This is a genomic window from Candidatus Kuenenbacteria bacterium (assembly GCA_012797775.1).
Classification (GTDB): Bacteria; Patescibacteriota; Patescibacteriia; order UBA2196; family GWA2-42-15; genus JAAZMX01.
The window spans coordinates 44,986-62,532 of record JAAZOM010000021.1; the positions used below are offsets into that span (position 1 = coordinate 44,986).

Sequence of the window (17,547 nt, forward strand, 5' to 3'; positions counted from 1 at the left end):
TTTGATATCAGAGTGGATAAAGCCTAATAAGAAGCAATAAAAATATTTTGGCTGTTCTATTCAGAGCGGAGAGAGAGGGATTCGAACCCTCGGTGCCTTGCGACACACACGCTTTCCAAGCGTGCGCACTAGACCGCTATGCGATCTCTCCGCCCTGAATAGAGTTTATATAATTAAGTCCAGTTTAACTAATTTTCAACGTTTAGTCAAAGATACTACAAAATAATAAATTGTGATATAATATAAGCAGATGTTTTAATTAAATAAAAAATATGAACAACACAATACCCATACCAGGTGGCGAAAACAATGGCCACAAAAAGGTCACCGCCATAATAATCTTGTTGTTGATAATAGTGGTTATTGGCGGAGGCGCATATTTATTAAAGAAATCTATTTTGGGGCCAGAGGTTGCCCCACCGAGTAGCGACGGTTTCCCAAATGAATTTTATTCCTATCTCGGGACTATCCAGTCAATCGAAGACAATAAAATAGTAATGCTGGCGACAGCAGCCAAAAACTACCTCAAGGAAGATACTAGTATCACTATTTTTACTGATGAGGAAACAACATTCATAAGGCAAGACAAGAATTTTGATATAAATAATGTCAAGCCAGGAGAAACTGGGCAATTTTATAAAACCACCACAATCAAACTAACTGATCTCAAAGTGGGCGAAGAGATAACGGCCATTGACTATAAAAATGTCAAAGATAAGATAGAATTTACGGCTAAAAGAATCGAGGCGGTAAAATAATTTTATTTTAAAATACCCCCGAGTAATGTCGGGGGTATTTGTTTTGATAGATAGATTAATAAATTTTCCAATTTTTACGGTCAGAAATAATTATTCTTTCTTTTTGGTTGTTATAATATCCCTTGGCAGTAACCTCAATGCCGATTGGCATAAAAATATCACCGGCAATGCTCGGGTTTAATTCATAAATAACCGCGTTATTGGTTTCATCGTTGATAATACGTATGCGCGGAGCCAAAAATTGACTGCCGCTGATAATGTCAAGGTTCCGATGAGAAGAGGCGGGGAGGGTGCCAGGATCTGAGGGTATGTGTTTTGTATAAATTGGGGCATCTTGTTCTACCCCACCACCCTCATTTTTGTGCAAAACAATTATTCTACCTTCTTTTTGTGCTGGCCAGTCGATATCAATTGAATCTGGATAAAAAACTAGCCCAGTTGGCACACTAACTCCAAAATCAATCTCAAAAGAACGGCCCGGCTGTAATCTAACCTTTAGGGGGTTATTTTTGACAATGTCGGAATTTAGTGTCTCGGTATAGATACAATTTTTATTTCCGCCCTTACTAGAATCAGTAACATCGGCCACAGAACCATATGTAAAAACAGAGGTTATGTTGGAGTTGTCAAAACATATGACACTGCCTAATTTTTTTATGGGCTTTAGATAGCTTTTCCAAGAAATAATATTATTATCGAGAAAACCACTAGCGGGGGTGCCTTCGGTACCGAGCTCGCTCCCATCACGCTCTTTTTCAATTTTATATATAGCTTTTTCCATGGCACTTTCAGCTGCGAAATAAGCACTCTCTGATTCACCTATGGCTCGGCTGGTCTTGCCAATCCTCAAGATGACATCCGCAACAATAAAAGTAATCATGAGTAAATTGGCCAGAATCAAAACGGTTAAAACAAGGGCGATACCCCCTTGATTTGATAGTAATTTATTTAATATTGGTTTCTTATTATTCATAAATAAAAGATAAAAGATATTAGAATCCGGCCAGTCTTTGGGGGATTGTCTGCTGAATTGAGAGGTGTCTTTCTTGGCCGGCACGAATATTTTTTAAGTCTAGAATAATCGTTACTTTGGGAAACTGGGTTGGGGCTACGTTGATATCAGCAAAAGGGTTAGAGGCAGGTGTGATATAAAATTTTAAATCAGAAACAGAGACATCGGCCGGTGGTATCGCAAAAAAATTACCACTCAAACTACAGTTAGTAATACAAACTTTTATATTATTATCTTCAAACTTGAAAACAGTCTCATTGCCTCCGCTATCAAGAAGAGCGAGGGTGGTCACACCTTCCTGGTTAATATTATTATTATAAAAACTATAATTTACTTTTCCACTTCTAATTTTTTTGGCTACTATTTCCATAATAAACTGGGCTTCTTTTTGAAGTTTGGAAATCTGGATGGTTCTCTGTTCTGCCTGTAGCGAATAATTATAAATCCCGAGGGTCATGGTAAATAAAACCACAAAAATACCAAGGGCGATAGTCATTTCTAGTAAAGTAAAACCTTTTTGTTTTTGGAGATGAGACAATATCATAGATAAAAATAATTTTATGCCCTTAATCAGCCTGCCAATCGGTGAGTCGGGCTTCCAGGGAGAAAGTAGAAACCCGCCCCTTTACCTGCCAAGAGACGGTCGAAGTAATAACTTTTTCATAGGCACTATCAGACGGACTGATAGTGACCGTTCTTTTAAAGACGGTTTCCTGGGCACTGGGTGAAAAGGTGTGTGAATAGCGACCATTACTGTCAAGATAAAGTTTGCAATTTTCACAGTTATCGAGGCTGGCATAATTTAGGGTATTGAAAGTGGAAAGAGTATTATTTGACTGGCTATCCACAAAATAACTCTCATTATCATAATCACCGCTAAATATATCAATTTTACTGGGCTCACTGTCGGCAATGGCGCTATTGTTGTTTCTAATAGAGCGAACTATCTCTATCCCCTCCCGGGCCAAATTGACAACGACTATTTCGTCTTCGGTCGACTGGATATATTTGAAAGAAGAGAGCATTAAGGTCAGACTGGCCAGGATGCCAATCATCAAAATACCAAGTGCAATAGTGGTCTCGAGCAGGGTCAATCCTTTTTTGTTTTGATATAAATAAAACATAAAAACTTATTGAATGTTTATACGACCAGATTTGACATCCAGAGTAATGGTTTTGGTATAGTTGGTATTTTTGAAGCCAATAGTGATCTGTGCTCCCGTGGCCGTATTGGAGCCATTGATATAAACAAGGCCCTGGGGTGGCACAAAGGCAATATCCAGAGAACTTGGGGGCGTACCACCAGTCGGAGTAATAGCAACCTGATTGATATAAACGTCATCGTCGAGCATGCCAAATGTCTGTACAAGAATATCATTTGTATCATTGGAATTGTATATGTGATCTGCGCCAAGGCCATCAGCAAAAAGTAAATATGAACAGTTGGCTTGGCAAGTGGAAAGATGTAGGCCATAACCACCAGGTGGTCGAGAGCCACTGCTGGTAGTCAAGCCAATAAGGGAGTTGATGTTGGCTTGCCTCAAAATAGTACTCAATCTTTCTGCTTCGTTGTCCAAAGCGGCCTTTTGGCTAGAGCCACGGAAGTTGGCAATCACCAAAACAGAAATCATAGCAATAATACCAGCGGCGACTACTAATTCGGCGATCGTAAATCCTTTTGTATTTTTTATTTTTTTTATCAAGACAATATCCATAAATATTAATAAAGAGTAAGGGAAAGATATTTTGTCAGAATCCACTGCCCACAAAGAAGGGTGATAAGGGCGCTCGGAGTCAAAAAGGTGCCGAAGGGAATAGCTGATTGCATGCTCTTTTTTTTACTAATTATGAGAAAAATACCGACTGCGGCTCCGGAAATATAAGCGAGGAAAAGACAAACCAAAGTGTGCGGCCAGCCCAAGAGAAACCCGATTAAAAAACCCAGACGAATATCTCCCCCACCAATCCACTTGCCTTTGGATAAAATAAATTGGGCCAAGAAAAAACCACCACCGACCAGTCCGCCCAAAAAATAACCAGAAAAAAATGACCAAAAGCCCTGGGCAGTGGGGGCTGAAAAATAAATTAATAAATTAAATATTAAGGCAAGAAAAATGGCCGGCAAGGTGACAACATCAGGAATCAAATAATACCTTAGATCATAAATAAAAATAAAAAGAAAAACGGCTGCAAAAAAACAATAGCCAACAAAATATAAAATAGCAATAGAACCAAGAACAAAAGAAAAATAAATTTTTAAAGAAATAAGCACAAAAATAAGGCCGCAAGCGAACTCCACTAGGGGATATTGGAGGGAAATTGTCTGCCGGCAATGACGACAATGACCGCGAAGTAACAGGTAACTAATAATGGGCAAATTGTCGTACCAGATAATCTGTTTTCTGCATTTTGGACAATGAGAGCGCTCAGTGACAAAAGGTTGCTTCGTATGCAGGCGATAAACCAAGCAATTAATAAAACTCCCTATGATCAAACCAAATAAAAAAGAAAAAATAATAAACAAATAAAACATGATATTATTATAACACAAAACCCTTCTTGTGTTGAGAAGAAGGGTTTTGGGTGACAAGTAATTACCTTATATAGTTGGGAACACCAGAGTGGACGCCCGAAGACAAACCGCCAGAGGGACTTTCTAAAGTAAAGGTAATAGTATAGGTAGAGCCATCACTTGAATAAACATAATCAGACCCACCCGGAGAGGGGTTCGCTTGAATTTTTGCCATATAAGTACTACCGGAAACCGAGGAATTAAAACCGTTGGCAGAACTAAGGCTAGTCCTGGGATCTACACCCAGTGCTCCATCTTGTACCACGCCACCAATGGTGCCAGAAGGATAACCGCCCAAGTCATTGAAATAAAGCTCAAGGGCGGTTTGGATATTGCGAACATCCCCCAACCTGCGGCTATCGCGTGATTTTATCCTGGCGTTGTTTAATGAAGTTACGGCCAAGGTAGCCAAAAGCCCAATAATCGCTATGACCAGTAAAAGCTCAATTAAAGTAAACCCGGGTTGACTTTTTTGTTTGTAAAACATATTTTAAAAATAGTTTCTATTGTATTATTATTTATTATAGCTTAAAATTATAATAATTAACAACAAAGAACGGTGGATAATGGCAAAAGATAAATACTATAAAAATCTTAAATCTTTTCTTGTTTCGCACAAATATCCTTTTTTATTGACTCTAATTATAATATTGGGGCTATTTTTGAGGTTGGTGAATATCGAGAAAGAACCATATTGGTGCGATGAACTTTTAAGTTTGGGAGTGGCAAAACACTATATTAACAATCTGGCAGAAATGTGGGATTATTTACGATTGGTAGATATACACCCACCGCTCTATTATTATTTGCTTAGTTTTTGGATAAAAATATTCGGCCACGGAGAAGCCGCCACAAGGGCAATGTCCCTTGTCTTTAGTTTGGGTGTTGTATGGTTAACTTATATAGCCGGAGTAGTTTTTTTAAAAAACAAAAAAATAGCTATCGTTGCCTCGTTTTTGGCGGCTATTTTGCCAATGCAGATAGAGTATGGCCAAGAGGCTAGACCTTATGCTATTTATTGTTTCTTTGGTTTGGCCAGTATTATCCTGCTGGCCAAATATTTTGAAGCTGAAAAAAAGAATAAAAAAATTTTATTATCTTTCTTCTACGCAGCGACAAGCATAATTGGCCTTTATCTTCACTACTCGTTTCTGCTAATAATAATACCAACGGCCAGCTGGTGGTTGATAAAAGTAATAAAAGAAAAAAAGAGTAAGGATTTTCTATGGTGGCTGGGGACTATGACAATAATTTTTCTAGGTTTTTACCCGTGGCTATCAGTATTTATTTTTAAAAGCTTTTTGTCCAATAATGTGATAACTAATAGCCAGATACTGATGACCACGGCTAGGCCTTTTGATTTTATGGAAACCGCAATGAGCCAACTAATATGGACGAACAAAATGCCCCTATCCTCTCCAGTGGAGGTGTTTGCTGCTTTTGTTGTAAAAATTTTTGTATTAATACTTGTACTAATAATTATAACCAACGGAAAAGACCACTTTAAAAAAAATCGGTCGGCAATAAATTTTATAGGGTGGGTAATAGTCATAAGCAGCCTGCTTTTTCTTTTTATGCCCAGCTCCAATGCTTATACAACGCTCCTGGAAAGACACCTGATAGTTGACTCTGTTCTCTTGGCTTTATTGCTGTCTTTTTTGATAGTCTTTGGGTTGCGAAAAAGCCGGTGGATATTGATAGCTTTGGGTTTGATAGTTGTAAGCTTATTCACTCTAAATATAAAAATATTGAGCGATGATTCACTTTTTGATATCAACAGCCGCTTTGGAATAGTGGCCAATTATATAAATGAGCAATACAAGGATGGCGACCTGCTTTTGATCAATGATAGTATAGTTAGATCGGATATGAATTATTATTTGAGAAACGATATTCAGGGCTTTAAGACTATTTATCCAACGATTATTGGCGAGAATGATCTTTTGGCAACAAGAGACACCTTGGGTTTTGTGGAAAGCGCTTTTCATTTATTAAAAGAAACTGGTATGGTGGAAAGTCGCTTAAATATAAAAATGAATTATCTGATAAAAAAATATAACCCAAAAAGGGTCTGGGTTGTTTGTGCTTCTGATGATGTCAAAGACTGGTTTCGGACGGACGATTGGCGCATGGCATTTAAACCAATCGGCAAACTCTTCCCGGTAAGTTTATACGTCAAAATAGAACCAACAAAAAATAAATAATATTATGCCAAAAATACACCCGGGCAAAAGAGTAATAGCCGTTTTGCCAGCTTATAATGCCGAGAAAACCCTAAAAAAAACACTCGACGATATACCAAAAGATTGGGTAGATGAAATAATATTGGTAGATGACGCCAGCGGAGACAAAACAGTTGAATTGGCCAGATTTTTGGGGATAAAAACATTCACTCATAATAAAAATTTGGGTTACGGAGGAAACCAAAAAACTTGTTATACAGAAGCCCTAAAACTGGGAGCCGATATCGCCATAATGATACACCCGGACCACCAATATGATCCGCGCTTGGTGCCAGATTTACTTTTGCCACTTTTAAGAGAGGACGCAGATGCTGTTTTTGGATCAAGGATGATGAGACCGGGTGGAGCCAGAAATGGAGGCATGCCCAGCTGGAAATACTGGGCCAATATTTTTTTAACTAAGTTGGAAAACCTGATACTTGGCCTTAGGTTGACCGAATATCATTCCGGTTTTCGCGCTTATTCAAAAAAAGCTCTAGAACAAATAAATTTTTTGGACAATTCGGATGATTTTGTTTTTGATACAGAGATAATTATACAACTTCGAATAAAAAAAATGCATATCCAAGAAGTGCCAATTAGTACTCGTTATTTTAAAGAAGCTTCGATGATAGGATTCAAGAGAAGCCTGATCTACGGCCTGAGTATTATAAAAAATTTGGGAGAATATATTTTATTTAGGTTGGGCTGGAAAAAATACAAAAAATTTGGATAGTTAATACAAATTACAGATGTTAAAATGATATTTAAAAAGATAATTAACTATTTTCTCCAAAAAAAATTTATCCGCTTCGCTATTTCCGGAGGCATAGCCACGGTAGTGGATATCTCCCTGCTATATATACTAACAGAATGGTTGGGCATCTGGTATTTAATATCCTCCGTCTTTTCTTTTCTGGTGGGCTCAATTACTCATTTCTCAATTAGCCGCGCGTGGGTATTTGATGATAGGGGCAAAAAATACTGGCAACAATATAAATCTTTTTTTGTTATACACTTGGTCGGGCTGGCGATAAATACGGCCGCACTTTATATTCTCGTAGAATATTTTGATGTTTATTATATAGCCGCCAAAATTATTACGGTTATTTTTGGTGTAAGTTGGACATTTTGGGCTAACAAAAAATTAACTTTTGAAAAAACCTAAAAGAATAGTAACGAAAAATAAAATTTTACAACAAAAACGCCCCTCATGCGTAAGGGGCGTTTTATAAAAACCGAAATTTACTGAATACCGTTGGGGGTGGCGGTTCTCGCGCCTGAGGCTAGACCACCAGTAGCTCCCTCAAGACTGAAAGTAATCATATAGCTTTGGGTGCTAGCAGCACAAGTGGTGGGCGCAGCTGAAGTGGCACTACAATAAGTGTAATCAGCACCATTTGGTGTCGGATTGCTCGGGACTTGACCCATATAAACTGTGCCAGAGGTAGAACCAGTAGCAGTAAATCCACCGGCGCTAAGAGCTGCATAATTACTAGAACCAAGTGTCTGGCCTGTGCCAACGCTTGGATAGCCATTTTGATCAACAAAATATAATTCTAAAGCAGTCTGGATTTGTTTGATATCAGAAACACGTTTGGCGTCTCTGGATTTTTGACGAGCATTGTTTAGAGCCACGACAGAAAGAGTAGCTAGAAGACCAATAATGGCGATAACAACCAAGAGCTCAATCAAAGTAAAACCTTTTCTATTTTTCATAAATTTTTAACAAATTACTTATTTAATAAACCTAGCTAGATTTATTACAAAAAAAGATTTCGACCTTTGCTTTTGTATTTTGTAACTAAATGCAAATAATTATTTATCCACAGTTTAATTATAACATCAAAACAAAAAAAGGACAAATATTTTGCTGAAATAAGCTATTTACTAAAAGCCAGAAGACATATTATACATAGGCATAATGACAGCCGCGACCATGATACCGACCCCCACGCCCATAACTACCATAATCATAGGCTCTATAAGACTAATAAGGTTGGCGACCAAGGACTCGACCTCTCTAGCGTAGAAATCGGTCATTTTGCTCAAAACATCACTGATGCGGCCTGTTTTTTCGCCAACCGAAAGCATGTGGGCAATCATAGGCGGTATCTCCTTGCTCTTCAAAAATAACGTGGCAATAGGATTGCCGTCCTGGACATCTTTGGCTGTGCGGTCGATTAGGTCTTTGTAGTAAGCATTGCCCACAACATCACTGACAATATTCAAAGAGGTAGTAATGGGGACCCCGCCTTCCACTAAAGTTGCCATGCTGCGAGTAAAGCGCACGAGATAAATACGCTGGAAAAGTGTGCCAAAAACTGGCAATTTCAACTTGAGATAGTCCCACTTGCGGCGAGGCCCGGGCTGACGAAGTAGATATCTCATGCCGACAACGAAAATAACAGCAAAAATAATTATGGCCCACCAATAATTTACCAAGAAAGCACTGGTGCCGATCAAAAGTCTCGTGGCCAGCGGCAATTCGCCGCCAGTTTCCGATAATATAGCAGTAATTTTTGGTACAACGAAAACCATCATTATAATACCGACGCCGCCGAGGGCCGCCAAAATAAAGGCGGGATAAATCATTGAGCCCTTGATCTTACTCATAAGAGCATAATCTTTTTCTTGCTCATCAGCCAGATAGTTTAAAACTTTGTCCAAGCTGCCCGACGTCTCCCCGGATCGCACCATGGCAATAAAAAATGGACTAAATATCTTTTTGTGGCGCTCCAGAGAGTTGGAAAGCCTTTCGCCGCCCTCTACATCATCGGCGATTTCGGAGATGGCAGACTTAAAAGCATTGTTTTCTGTCTGTTCTATCAAAATACGCAATGACTGCACAATGGGAAGAGTGGCTGTAGACATAACTGCTAATTGACGAGAAAACATAACTAGATCTTTTATTTTTACTCTATTAAAAAATGGCAGACTGATATTGAGCGCTGTTTTTTTGGCTTGAGCTTCAAGAAAAATAATAGCAACCCCTTGTTCACTAAGGGTTGCCACGGCATCATTTTTGTTGATAGACTCGATAAGCCCCTCAACACTCTGTCCTTCTTTGTTTTTGCCTCTATATTTGAATATCATATATTAATTGGCAACATGAAATTTTTGAGCCATGGCCTGAAAATCTATTTTATCAACAGCCGCCTTTAGGGCATCAGTATAACTAACTTCTCCGGTTTTTACCAACTCCAAGAGTGTCTGGTCTAGGCTACGCATCCCCTCTTCTTTGGACATTTGGATGACGCTTGTCAGCTGAGCAAAGCGTCCTTCTCTGATTAGGGCGCGGGAAGCAGAGTTGGAAATAAGAATTTCCATAACGGTAATCTCACCACCGCCACGACGCGGCAAAAGCTGCTGGACCAAAACCCCCAACAAGATCTCAGCAAGAGTATCTTTTGTTTTTTCACTTTCACTTTCGGGCACCAGCTTCACGAGATTATCAACAGCATCGGCAACAGAATTGGACTCGGTAATAGCTATTACTAAGCGGCCACTTTCTATAAAACTAAAAATATTATTTAAAATATCAGCACTTTCTATCTTGGAAAGAAAAACAATATCAACGTCGCTGTCTTTGGAAAACTTGAGGGCGTCAAGATAGCTGCCGCTATCGCGGCCTATCTCCCGCTGTTCAATAATGCTCTTTTCAGAAGTAAGAATATACTCTACAGGCTGTTCAAGAGTCAAAATATATTTTGACTCTGTTTTGTTAATATTATTTAAAAGAGACAAGGCTGTTGATGTCCGCCCGGAACCGTGGTGTCCAGAGATGATTATCAGACCGCTTTTGTTTTTGGTTAAGTCGGCAAATTCCCGACTAATACCCAAAAAATCTGGGTCATTGATGACAGTCGGGATATAAGTAAAAATCATTGACAGACTATTTTTTTGATAAAAGATATGAATTTTGAAACGAATATCACCCTCAAATGTGTGGGTAATAATAATAGATTTTTTTTGTTCAAATTCAGCTACTTCCTCTTTCGATAAAATAATTTTGACCACATCCTCCAAAAATTCATTACCAACAATATCTTCACTATCAAGAAGAACAAGGCGTTGATCTGAACGGACAATGGGCTTGGAGCCAGGCTCTAAATGAAAACAAGAAGCACCACTTTTAACAACACTATTTATTATTTTGTTGAGTATAAGGCTGCTTTGAGTAGACATATTGGTTGGGACATTAGAATTATTTAAAGATTATTCTTTGGTAACTGTTAATATTTCTTCAACGGTAGTTTTGCCTTCGAGGGCCTTGATAATACCATCCTGTTTGAGGGTCAACATGCCTTGTTGCACAAAAATTTCTTTGACTTTGTCAAGACTAGAACCTGAATAAATAATATTTTTTATCTCCTCGCTGATGTCCAAAACTTCAACGATGGCGGTGCGTCCCTTGTAGCCCGTCTGGTCGCAACGAGAACAACCCTTGCCATGATAAATGGTTTTTAGGCTTTCTTCGTTTATGCCCTTTGGTAGACTACCCTTGGGGATAGATTGAAAAATTTCTTTGGCTTGATCAACAAGGGTTTTGGGCATGGGTACTGGCTCTTTGCACTCCGCGCAGATACGCCGAACGAGCCTTTGGGCAATAATAACATTTAGGGTAGAGGCCAAAAGAAATGGTTCGACCTTCATGTCAATCAGACGGGGAATGGCGCCAAAAGCGTCATTGGTGTGAAGGGTGGACAAAACAGTGTGTCCAGTAAGGCTGGCATGGATGGCCAGTTCGGCTGTTTCGGCGTCGCGTATTTCGCCAACCATGATAATATCTGGATCTTGACGGAGAATGGAGCGCAAGCCAGAAGCAAAAGTAAATTTCACTTCTGGGTGAACCTGTGATTGGTTGACACCAGTCAAATAATATTCTACTGGGTCTTCAAGGGTAACAATGTTTACTTCTTCTTTGTTGAGGATCTGCAGGGCGGCATAAAGAGTGGTTGACTTACCGGAACCAGTAGGGCCAGTAACAAGAAACATGCCATGCGGTTTAACAATGTTGTTGTACATCAATTCTAAATTTTTACCCTCAAAGCCCAAATCCTCCCAAGTGGAAACGCCGTGAGAAGTATCCAGAATCCTCATTACCACCTTTTCTTGACTATATAGGGGAAGCGTAGATACACGGAAATCGATATTTTTGTTGTTGATATTGAGACGAATGCGGCCGTCCTGGGGAATTCTGGTTTCGTCAATTTTTAGATTGGCCATGACTTTGATGCGTGAAACTATAGCGGCATGAACATATTTCGGCAAAAGAAGAGATGTTTGCAAAAGCCCGTCAATACGATAACGCACTCGTGTCTCTCCGGTTGTTGGCTCTATATGAACATCTGAAGCGCCAAGCTCTACGGCGTGTTTCAAAATAACAGAGACCATCTTGGAAATGGGCGCTGATTTGATAACCTGATCCATTTTGTCTTCGCCAGGTTCTTCGGTCTCAAATTTATCTTCAGCAACTTTTAAAGCTTCACTGACTTCAGTTTTGAGGCTACCATATTGCTGCAAAGCTTTATTGAAGCTGCTCGGAGAGGTGATATAATATTCAATCTGCAACCCTTTGCCTCGAGCTACAAAATCGGCAGCTTCTCTGGCTTTTATATTTAGGGCGTCAACAAGGGCAACTTTGAGCAAATCATTTTCTTTGGCGAAAACAACCATTTGATAGTTTTCTGCCAAGTCTCTAGGGAGAATAAAAAGTATGGCGCCAGGAATGCGCTCCTCCCCCAAAACTGTATAGGGTAAGTTAAAAATTGCCGCTTTAGCCTTGGTGATATCTTCTTCGGAAATATCTTTTGTCTTTTGGAGGGCTTGTTCTAGTTTTGGTAAATCTAACTCTAATTTTAGCTGGTTAATGTCAGCAGCTGTAATTTTGCCATTAGATAAAAAATAATCAAGAATTTTATCCTTGAGATCCTCTGTTTTTTTCATAAAATAAAATTACTGAGCGAAATAAGGAGCAAAGGGATCGGCTTTGCCAACATTGCTAGGCACTATTGGCCAGTCACCTATTTTTTTTAACTTTGCGAAGAGACTATCTTCCAAAATGGCTGCCTCTTTTTGGGCGGGGTTAGCGTTGGCTCCGGTTTGAATAGTGGTGTTAATTAGGCTATTAACCTCACTATTATTATAAATATTGGCCACTGAATCATTTTTGGAATTATTAAAATAAATATAAATATTTAGACCGGCCATCAAAGCTATGACCGCTAAATAGGTGATTAATTTCTTTTTTGATAATTGAGAGCGATTGGCCAACATAAAACTATTTAAGATAATAAGCAGTTAAAAATACGGATAGCGAGCCATCAGAAGGGGTAAAATTGAAAGAGTTGATGTCCATCAGTCTGATATTGTTTTCGATAAGGGCAAAAAGCTGTTTAACTTTATTGTAACTAATATTGGAAAGGCTAAAATTAATACTAAGGGATTTTAGTTGTCGAGTAACGTTTTTTTCTGCCTGAGCGCCCCCAGAACCCGAAGGAATTTTTTGCGGTTCAGGTTTTTTTTCTTCATTTAGTTGGATACTAATGCTCTCTACCTTGGCCTTAACTTGTTCTGACAGGCTCTCAAGGTTGATATAAAGATTGGCTTCATCAGGACCAATGGGAATAATTTCGCCAACCTTTTGCTTGTCCTCAGAGCTTATGGCATCATAACTCATAATGATTTTTTTGTATTTTTGGATCTGGGACATTTTCTGGTTGAATTCTGATTCTTTGGCCGAATAAAGAGTCTGATTTGCTTTATATTTGTTGTTCTCTGGGCTAATAAGAAAAAAATAACCCGGGAGTAATAAAATAAAAAAAAGTAAAAAGACTAAAACCCCAAAATGTTTTTTATAAAATGGTATATTCTTTTTTTGTTCTTCGGTGACGGTTGTTTCCATATCTTATTTTTATTATTGCGGTTGAGTATTGTTGTCGGCATTACCCACCTTTTCAATCACAGAGTGGGGAACAATAAAACTTATACTAAAAGACACACCGGGATCACCTGGCTGTTCTGTTTTTTCAAAGGTCAGATTGGTCAATTTTACATCTTGGTAAATCGGGCTGGAATTTAAAACTACTAGCTCTTCTGCCATGGAGCGCAAGTTTAGAGCTTTGCCGCCGAGATCAACACCGCCGAGGTCAGTCACCGATAAACCCGTAAAATAAACGTTGCCAGCTGTATGATTTTCCAGGGTGGGGAAAAACTGACTCCAGTAGACATGATTCTTGAAAACATTGTTCAGATTATTAAACTGCTGGGAAAGACTACCATAATCTTTTATCTCTGATTCAAATTCGGTTATTTTTTTATCTATCAATATGAGTTTTTCTTTAAGCAGATTTATATCCTCATTGTAGCGCTTATTTTTGCTCTCAAAATAGATATAGGGAGAAAAAACAACTAACAAGCTGATAATAAAAATAAAAAAATAGCTCCAAATAATCTGGGTGTCGGTAAACCCCTTGGGGCTGCTGGGGAGTAAGTTCACAACCAATCCTGGCTCATCAGTATTTTTATTGGCAGACTTGACCTCATTGAAACCACCAATTTCTTTCTTGACCTGGACCACCTTGGTGGAAGGAATAATTTTGGCGGGAGGAGAATAAGTGCTTACTGGAGAATGGGTCGGGGCAGCGGGTGTTGTTTTTGGGGGCTGAATTTTGACCTCATTCACGGCGACAACTGACGATTCTTTTGGGCTTTTTAATTTCTTCTTAAATAGACGACCAAAAAAAGACGGCTTGGGTGTCTTTGGCTTGCCAACAACATGCGAAGGTTGCGTGTTGGCTATAATTTTTTTGCCATCATCTTTTGCGGGCATATGAAGACCGGGGCTTACTGGGTCCTTTTTGGGACTGTGGTGCCTGGCTTGCTGTAATTCTCCGGGTAAAAAATTTATGCCCTCGTCTTTGTCGTTGTTATTTTTTGGGTGATCAAACATAAAAAATTATATTTCTCTCATAGCCAGTCCAACAGCAACAGAGAACCGCGGACCGATTTCGGTCAAGACTGGTTTTAGCTCCAAGGGATAAACTATCTTATCCCAAGGGTCGCCGATAATAACTTTGATGTCTAAGATTTTGGAGAGAAAAGATGGCAATTCCGGCAAAAACGAACTGCCTCCGGTTAAAATTATTTTCTCTACCTTGTTCTGAGTTGGATTTTGCGCCAAATAAATATCCAGAGAATATTTTATCTCATTAATAATCGGATTGATGGCTGTTTTTATCGTATCCGGCAGACCGCCTGGGCCAAGCGAAGAAAAGCCAATATCTCTTTTAAACTGTTCGGCCCGACCGAGATCCACGTTTAAACTAGACATTATTGATTTGGTTAGGGTGGTACCGCCGACGTCAATACTTCTGGTGAGGACTGGGATGCCACTTTCTATAATGCAAATATTACTAGAAACAGCCCCAACATCAACGATCATAATAGAGGCTGGATCATTGCCGGCCAAAGAGCGCTCAAGAGCAAAGGATTCTGTTTCTAGGCTGACAAGCTCCAGCTCGGCAGCACGGAAAATCCGAATATATCTTTCTACTATTTTTTTGGGTGCGGCAGTTAGAAGAACTTTTGTGTTATTTTTTAGTAGTTGATTGACTGGAGTGCTGCCCTTGACGGTTCCTTTGTGGCTAAAAATTTTGTCAAGGAAGGAGCCCTGCTTGGCATCACCCGCTTCGCCATTTGGAGAGACGGCATTCTCTTTATTGTTCGGGTTTGTGTTGTTAATCGGCGGAATAACACTCTTTTTGTCTGGCCGCACGGGGACGACCTTCCAGTCGAGGGTCATCTCTTCCATGGGAAGGGGAATAAATTTTTTGGCTTCCCACTGAATAGCTTTGGCTAGGTCTTTTTTGCTCATGGAAGGGAGATTGATAATCGAACTAAAAACAGAAAAGCTAGGCAGGGCGGCAACAACTTTTTTGCTGCTCATGCGACTTTTTTTGCAGATATCTTTGATAATGTTGACAATTTTATCCTCCATCTCTTTGGATGAGGAACGGATAATGTCAGTGGGCTGCTCTACATAACCATAGGTTAAAAGTAAGGCTCGACCCCCCTTGTCTTGTAGTTCCACAATTTTAATGGCGGAAGTACCTAAATCAACGCCTAAATAGCTTCTCTTTGGACTAATTATATCCATAAATAAGTAATAACTAAAATTGAGCGATTGAACTCTGGTGTTTAATAAAAACTATCGCTTATGTCTGATTTTATTATAACACAAAAAATAATTTATTCCTACAAGGCCAAGTGGGATAAACAGACAATTTGTTGTAATTGACTTAAATAACTAAAGGGATTAACATTATAATAAGTCGAGAGTAAATAAAATAATAATTAATTGGCTGGCAAAAAATAAAAATTTTGACTGCCAAAGAGAAAAAATATATGCAAATATTGTATATAATATTAGCCGTTTTGGTTGTCGCCTTGGTGTGGCTAGTCGGTGTCTATAACGGCCTGATTCGCCTGAAAAATCGCACTGATGAGGCGGCTTCGGATATCGATGTCCAGCTCAAAAGAAGGCATGATCTTATCCCAAACCTAGTGGAAACGGTCAAGGGTTATGCCACACACGAAAGAGAGGTGTTTGAAAAAGTGACTGAGGCTAGAGCTTCGGCTATGCAGGCCACTGGCATGGAAGCCAAGGCTAAGGCAGAAAATGCCCTGATGGATACCATGAAAAGTTTATTTGCGGTAGCGGAAAATTATCCACAGCTTCGTGCTTCGGAAAATTTTGCCAAACTACAAGATGAACTCTCGGATACGGAGAATAAAATCCAAGCTTCCAGAAGATTTTATAATGGTAATGTACGCGACTTCAATACCAAGATCCAGGTGTTCCCGAATAATATGGTGGCTGGCATGTTGAAGTTCACCAAATATGAATTTTTTGAAGTGGCTGATGCGAGTGAGAGAGAAAATGTGGAAGTAAAGTTTTAAAAAACACAAAATTCAATTAACAAAACTCAAAAAATGTTTTTTGTTAATTATTTTTTGATTTTTGTGATATATGTACCAACAAATTGACTCTAATAAAAGAAAGACATTGATTTTGATGACACTATTTTTGGCATTTGTCATATTTTTGGGTTGGGTAATTGGAAAAATTTATCCGGATTATGGCTATGGGCCGCTGGTAATGGCCGTGGTAATTTCTTTGGTGATGACTTTGGTTAGTTATTTTGCGGGAGATAAAATCAGTCTGGCCACTGCCGGGGCCAAAGGGCCAATCACTGTGAGTGATAATCCCTATGTTTATAGATTGGTAGAGAATCTATGCATCACGGCTGGCACACCGATGCCGAAAATTTATATTATCCAAGACCCGGGCATGAATGCTTTTGCCACAGGCCGTGACCCAGAGCATGCTTCTATTGCTTTGACGAGTGGAATAATCGAGGGGCTAGAGAATGAAGAATTGGAGGGTGTAATCGCCCATGAATTGTCGCACATTAAAAATTATGACATCAGAATAATGATGATCGTGGTGGTCTTGGTCGGAGCGATTTCTATTTTGAGCGACTACTTTCTAAGATCTAGATGGCGAAAGAGAGATTCTAACGAGAGTAATGGTAATGTGGGTGCGATTTTGATGGTAGTAGGAATAATCTTGATAGTCCTCTCCCCGATTATCGCTGAGTTGATAAAGTTGGCGATCTCTAGAAAAAGAGAATTTTTGGCAGATGCTGATGGCGCACTTCTAACTAGATACCCGGAAGGATTGGCTAGGGCACTAGAAAAAATCACCAATAATTCTACGCCTCTGATCAAGGCCAATACGGCCACGGCCCACCTCTATATTGCCAGCCCGTTCGGAGCCAGGGCCACTAGTGGCTTTAAAAAACTTTTTTCCACTCATCCGCCAGTGGAAGAAAGAATCCGACAACTCAGGTCAATGGCTTAAACCTACGAATATACAAATCAGTTACAAATATACGAATATTTTATTCGTATATTTGT

General features: G+C 39.2%; 20 protein-coding genes and 1 tRNA gene. 6 read left to right on the forward strand and 15 right to left on the reverse strand.

Annotated features, from left to right (window positions below; genetic code table 11):
• Positions 1-66: 66 nt before the first annotated feature.
• Positions 67-151 (reverse strand) — tRNA-Ser (locus GYA54_02670).
• Positions 152-272: 121 nt separating this feature from the next.
• Here GYA54_02670 and GYA54_02675 point away from each other — a divergent pair.
• Positions 273-758, forward strand: coding sequence for a hypothetical protein (locus tag GYA54_02675; protein ID NMC51606.1), 486 nt, complete (start codon positions 273-275; stop codon positions 756-758).
• A 55-nt stretch (positions 759-813) separates the two neighbouring features.
• Here the strand turns inward: GYA54_02675 and GYA54_02680 are convergent, their stop codons facing one another.
• The 6 genes from GYA54_02680 to GYA54_02705 form a co-directional block, all read right to left on the reverse strand.
• Positions 814-1,731, reverse strand: coding sequence for a hypothetical protein (locus GYA54_02680; GenBank protein NMC51607.1), 918 nt, complete (start codon positions 1,729-1,731; stop codon positions 814-816).
• A 19-nt stretch (positions 1,732-1,750) separates the two neighbouring features.
• On the reverse strand, positions 1,751-2,314 hold the full coding sequence (locus tag GYA54_02685; GenBank protein NMC51608.1) for a prepilin-type N-terminal cleavage/methylation domain-containing protein: 564 nt from the start codon (positions 2,312-2,314) through the stop codon (positions 1,751-1,753).
• Positions 2,315-2,336: 22 nt separating this feature from the next.
• On the reverse strand, positions 2,337-2,894 hold the full coding sequence (locus tag GYA54_02690; protein NMC51609.1) for a hypothetical protein: 558 nt from the start codon (positions 2,892-2,894) through the stop codon (positions 2,337-2,339).
• A gap of 6 nt (positions 2,895-2,900) precedes the next feature.
• On the reverse strand, positions 2,901-3,485 hold the full coding sequence (locus tag GYA54_02695) for a hypothetical protein (protein ID NMC51610.1): 585 nt from the start codon (positions 3,483-3,485) through the stop codon (positions 2,901-2,903).
• Between the two features lie 5 nt (positions 3,486-3,490).
• Entirely contained in the window at positions 3,491-4,303 is an 813-nt protein-coding gene (locus tag GYA54_02700) for a prepilin peptidase (GenBank protein ID NMC51611.1), read from the reverse strand.
• A 61-nt stretch (positions 4,304-4,364) separates the two neighbouring features.
• Positions 4,365-4,829, reverse strand: a complete 465-nt coding sequence (locus GYA54_02705; protein NMC51612.1) for a type II secretion system protein — start codon at positions 4,827-4,829, stop codon at positions 4,365-4,367.
• Between the two features lie 79 nt (positions 4,830-4,908).
• Between GYA54_02705 and GYA54_02710 the strand changes: the two genes are divergently transcribed.
• From GYA54_02710 to GYA54_02720, 3 genes are read left to right on the forward strand one after another with little or no spacing between them, the layout of a single operon-like run.
• Positions 4,909-6,546 (forward strand): hypothetical protein, encoded by a 1,638-nt coding sequence (locus tag GYA54_02710; GenBank protein ID NMC51613.1) that lies wholly within the window; start codon positions 4,909-4,911, stop codon positions 6,544-6,546.
• Positions 6,547-6,559: 13 nt separating this feature from the next.
• Entirely contained in the window at positions 6,560-7,300 is a 741-nt protein-coding gene (locus GYA54_02715; GenBank protein NMC51614.1) for a glycosyltransferase family 2 protein, read from the forward strand.
• Positions 7,301-7,324: 24 nt separating this feature from the next.
• Positions 7,325-7,732: a GtrA family protein gene (locus GYA54_02720; protein NMC51615.1), complete on the forward strand. Its 408-nt coding sequence runs from the start codon at positions 7,325-7,327 to the stop codon at positions 7,730-7,732.
• Positions 7,733-7,809: 77 nt separating this feature from the next.
• Here GYA54_02720 and GYA54_02725 read toward each other — a convergent pair whose 3' ends face one another.
• From GYA54_02725 to GYA54_02760, 8 genes are all read right to left on the reverse strand, one after another.
• Positions 7,810-8,283 (reverse strand): prepilin-type N-terminal cleavage/methylation domain-containing protein, encoded by a 474-nt coding sequence (locus GYA54_02725; GenBank protein ID NMC51616.1) that lies wholly within the window; start codon positions 8,281-8,283, stop codon positions 7,810-7,812.
• 171 nt (positions 8,284-8,454) lie between these two features.
• A complete protein-coding gene (locus tag GYA54_02730; GenBank protein ID NMC51617.1) occupies positions 8,455-9,660 on the reverse strand; it encodes a type II secretion system F family protein in 1,206 nt (401 codons plus the stop codon).
• A 3-nt stretch (positions 9,661-9,663) separates the two neighbouring features.
• A complete protein-coding gene (tadA, locus tag GYA54_02735; GenBank protein ID NMC51618.1) occupies positions 9,664-10,752 on the reverse strand; it encodes a Flp pilus assembly complex ATPase component TadA in 1,089 nt (362 codons plus the stop codon).
• A 30-nt stretch (positions 10,753-10,782) separates the two neighbouring features.
• On the reverse strand, positions 10,783-12,513 hold the full coding sequence (locus GYA54_02740) for a type II/IV secretion system protein (GenBank protein ID NMC51619.1): 1,731 nt from the start codon (positions 12,511-12,513) through the stop codon (positions 10,783-10,785).
• A gap of 9 nt (positions 12,514-12,522) precedes the next feature.
• Entirely contained in the window at positions 12,523-12,843 is a 321-nt protein-coding gene (locus GYA54_02745) for a hypothetical protein (GenBank protein NMC51620.1), read from the reverse strand.
• Positions 12,844-12,847: 4 nt separating this feature from the next.
• The gene (locus GYA54_02750) at positions 12,848-13,471 is read right to left on the reverse strand and encodes a hypothetical protein (GenBank protein NMC51621.1); all 624 of its coding nucleotides are present in this window, start codon (positions 13,469-13,471) and stop codon (positions 12,848-12,850) included.
• Positions 13,472-13,483: 12 nt separating this feature from the next.
• Complete coding sequence (locus GYA54_02755; protein NMC51622.1) at positions 13,484-14,518, reverse strand: PilN domain-containing protein; 1,035 nt, start codon at positions 14,516-14,518, stop codon at positions 13,484-13,486.
• A gap of 6 nt (positions 14,519-14,524) precedes the next feature.
• Positions 14,525-15,724: a pilus assembly protein PilM gene (locus GYA54_02760; GenBank protein ID NMC51623.1), complete on the reverse strand. Its 1,200-nt coding sequence runs from the start codon at positions 15,722-15,724 to the stop codon at positions 14,525-14,527.
• Between the two features lie 248 nt (positions 15,725-15,972).
• Here GYA54_02760 and GYA54_02765 point away from each other — a divergent pair, with 248 nt between their 5' ends.
• Together GYA54_02765 and GYA54_02770 are read left to right on the forward strand one after the other, a co-directional pair.
• Positions 15,973-16,527 (forward strand): LemA family protein, encoded by a 555-nt coding sequence (locus GYA54_02765; protein NMC51624.1) that lies wholly within the window; start codon positions 15,973-15,975, stop codon positions 16,525-16,527.
• A gap of 70 nt (positions 16,528-16,597) precedes the next feature.
• Positions 16,598-17,491, forward strand: a complete 894-nt coding sequence (locus GYA54_02770) for a M48 family metalloprotease (protein ID NMC51625.1) — start codon at positions 16,598-16,600, stop codon at positions 17,489-17,491.
• Positions 17,492-17,547 lie beyond the last annotated feature (56 nt).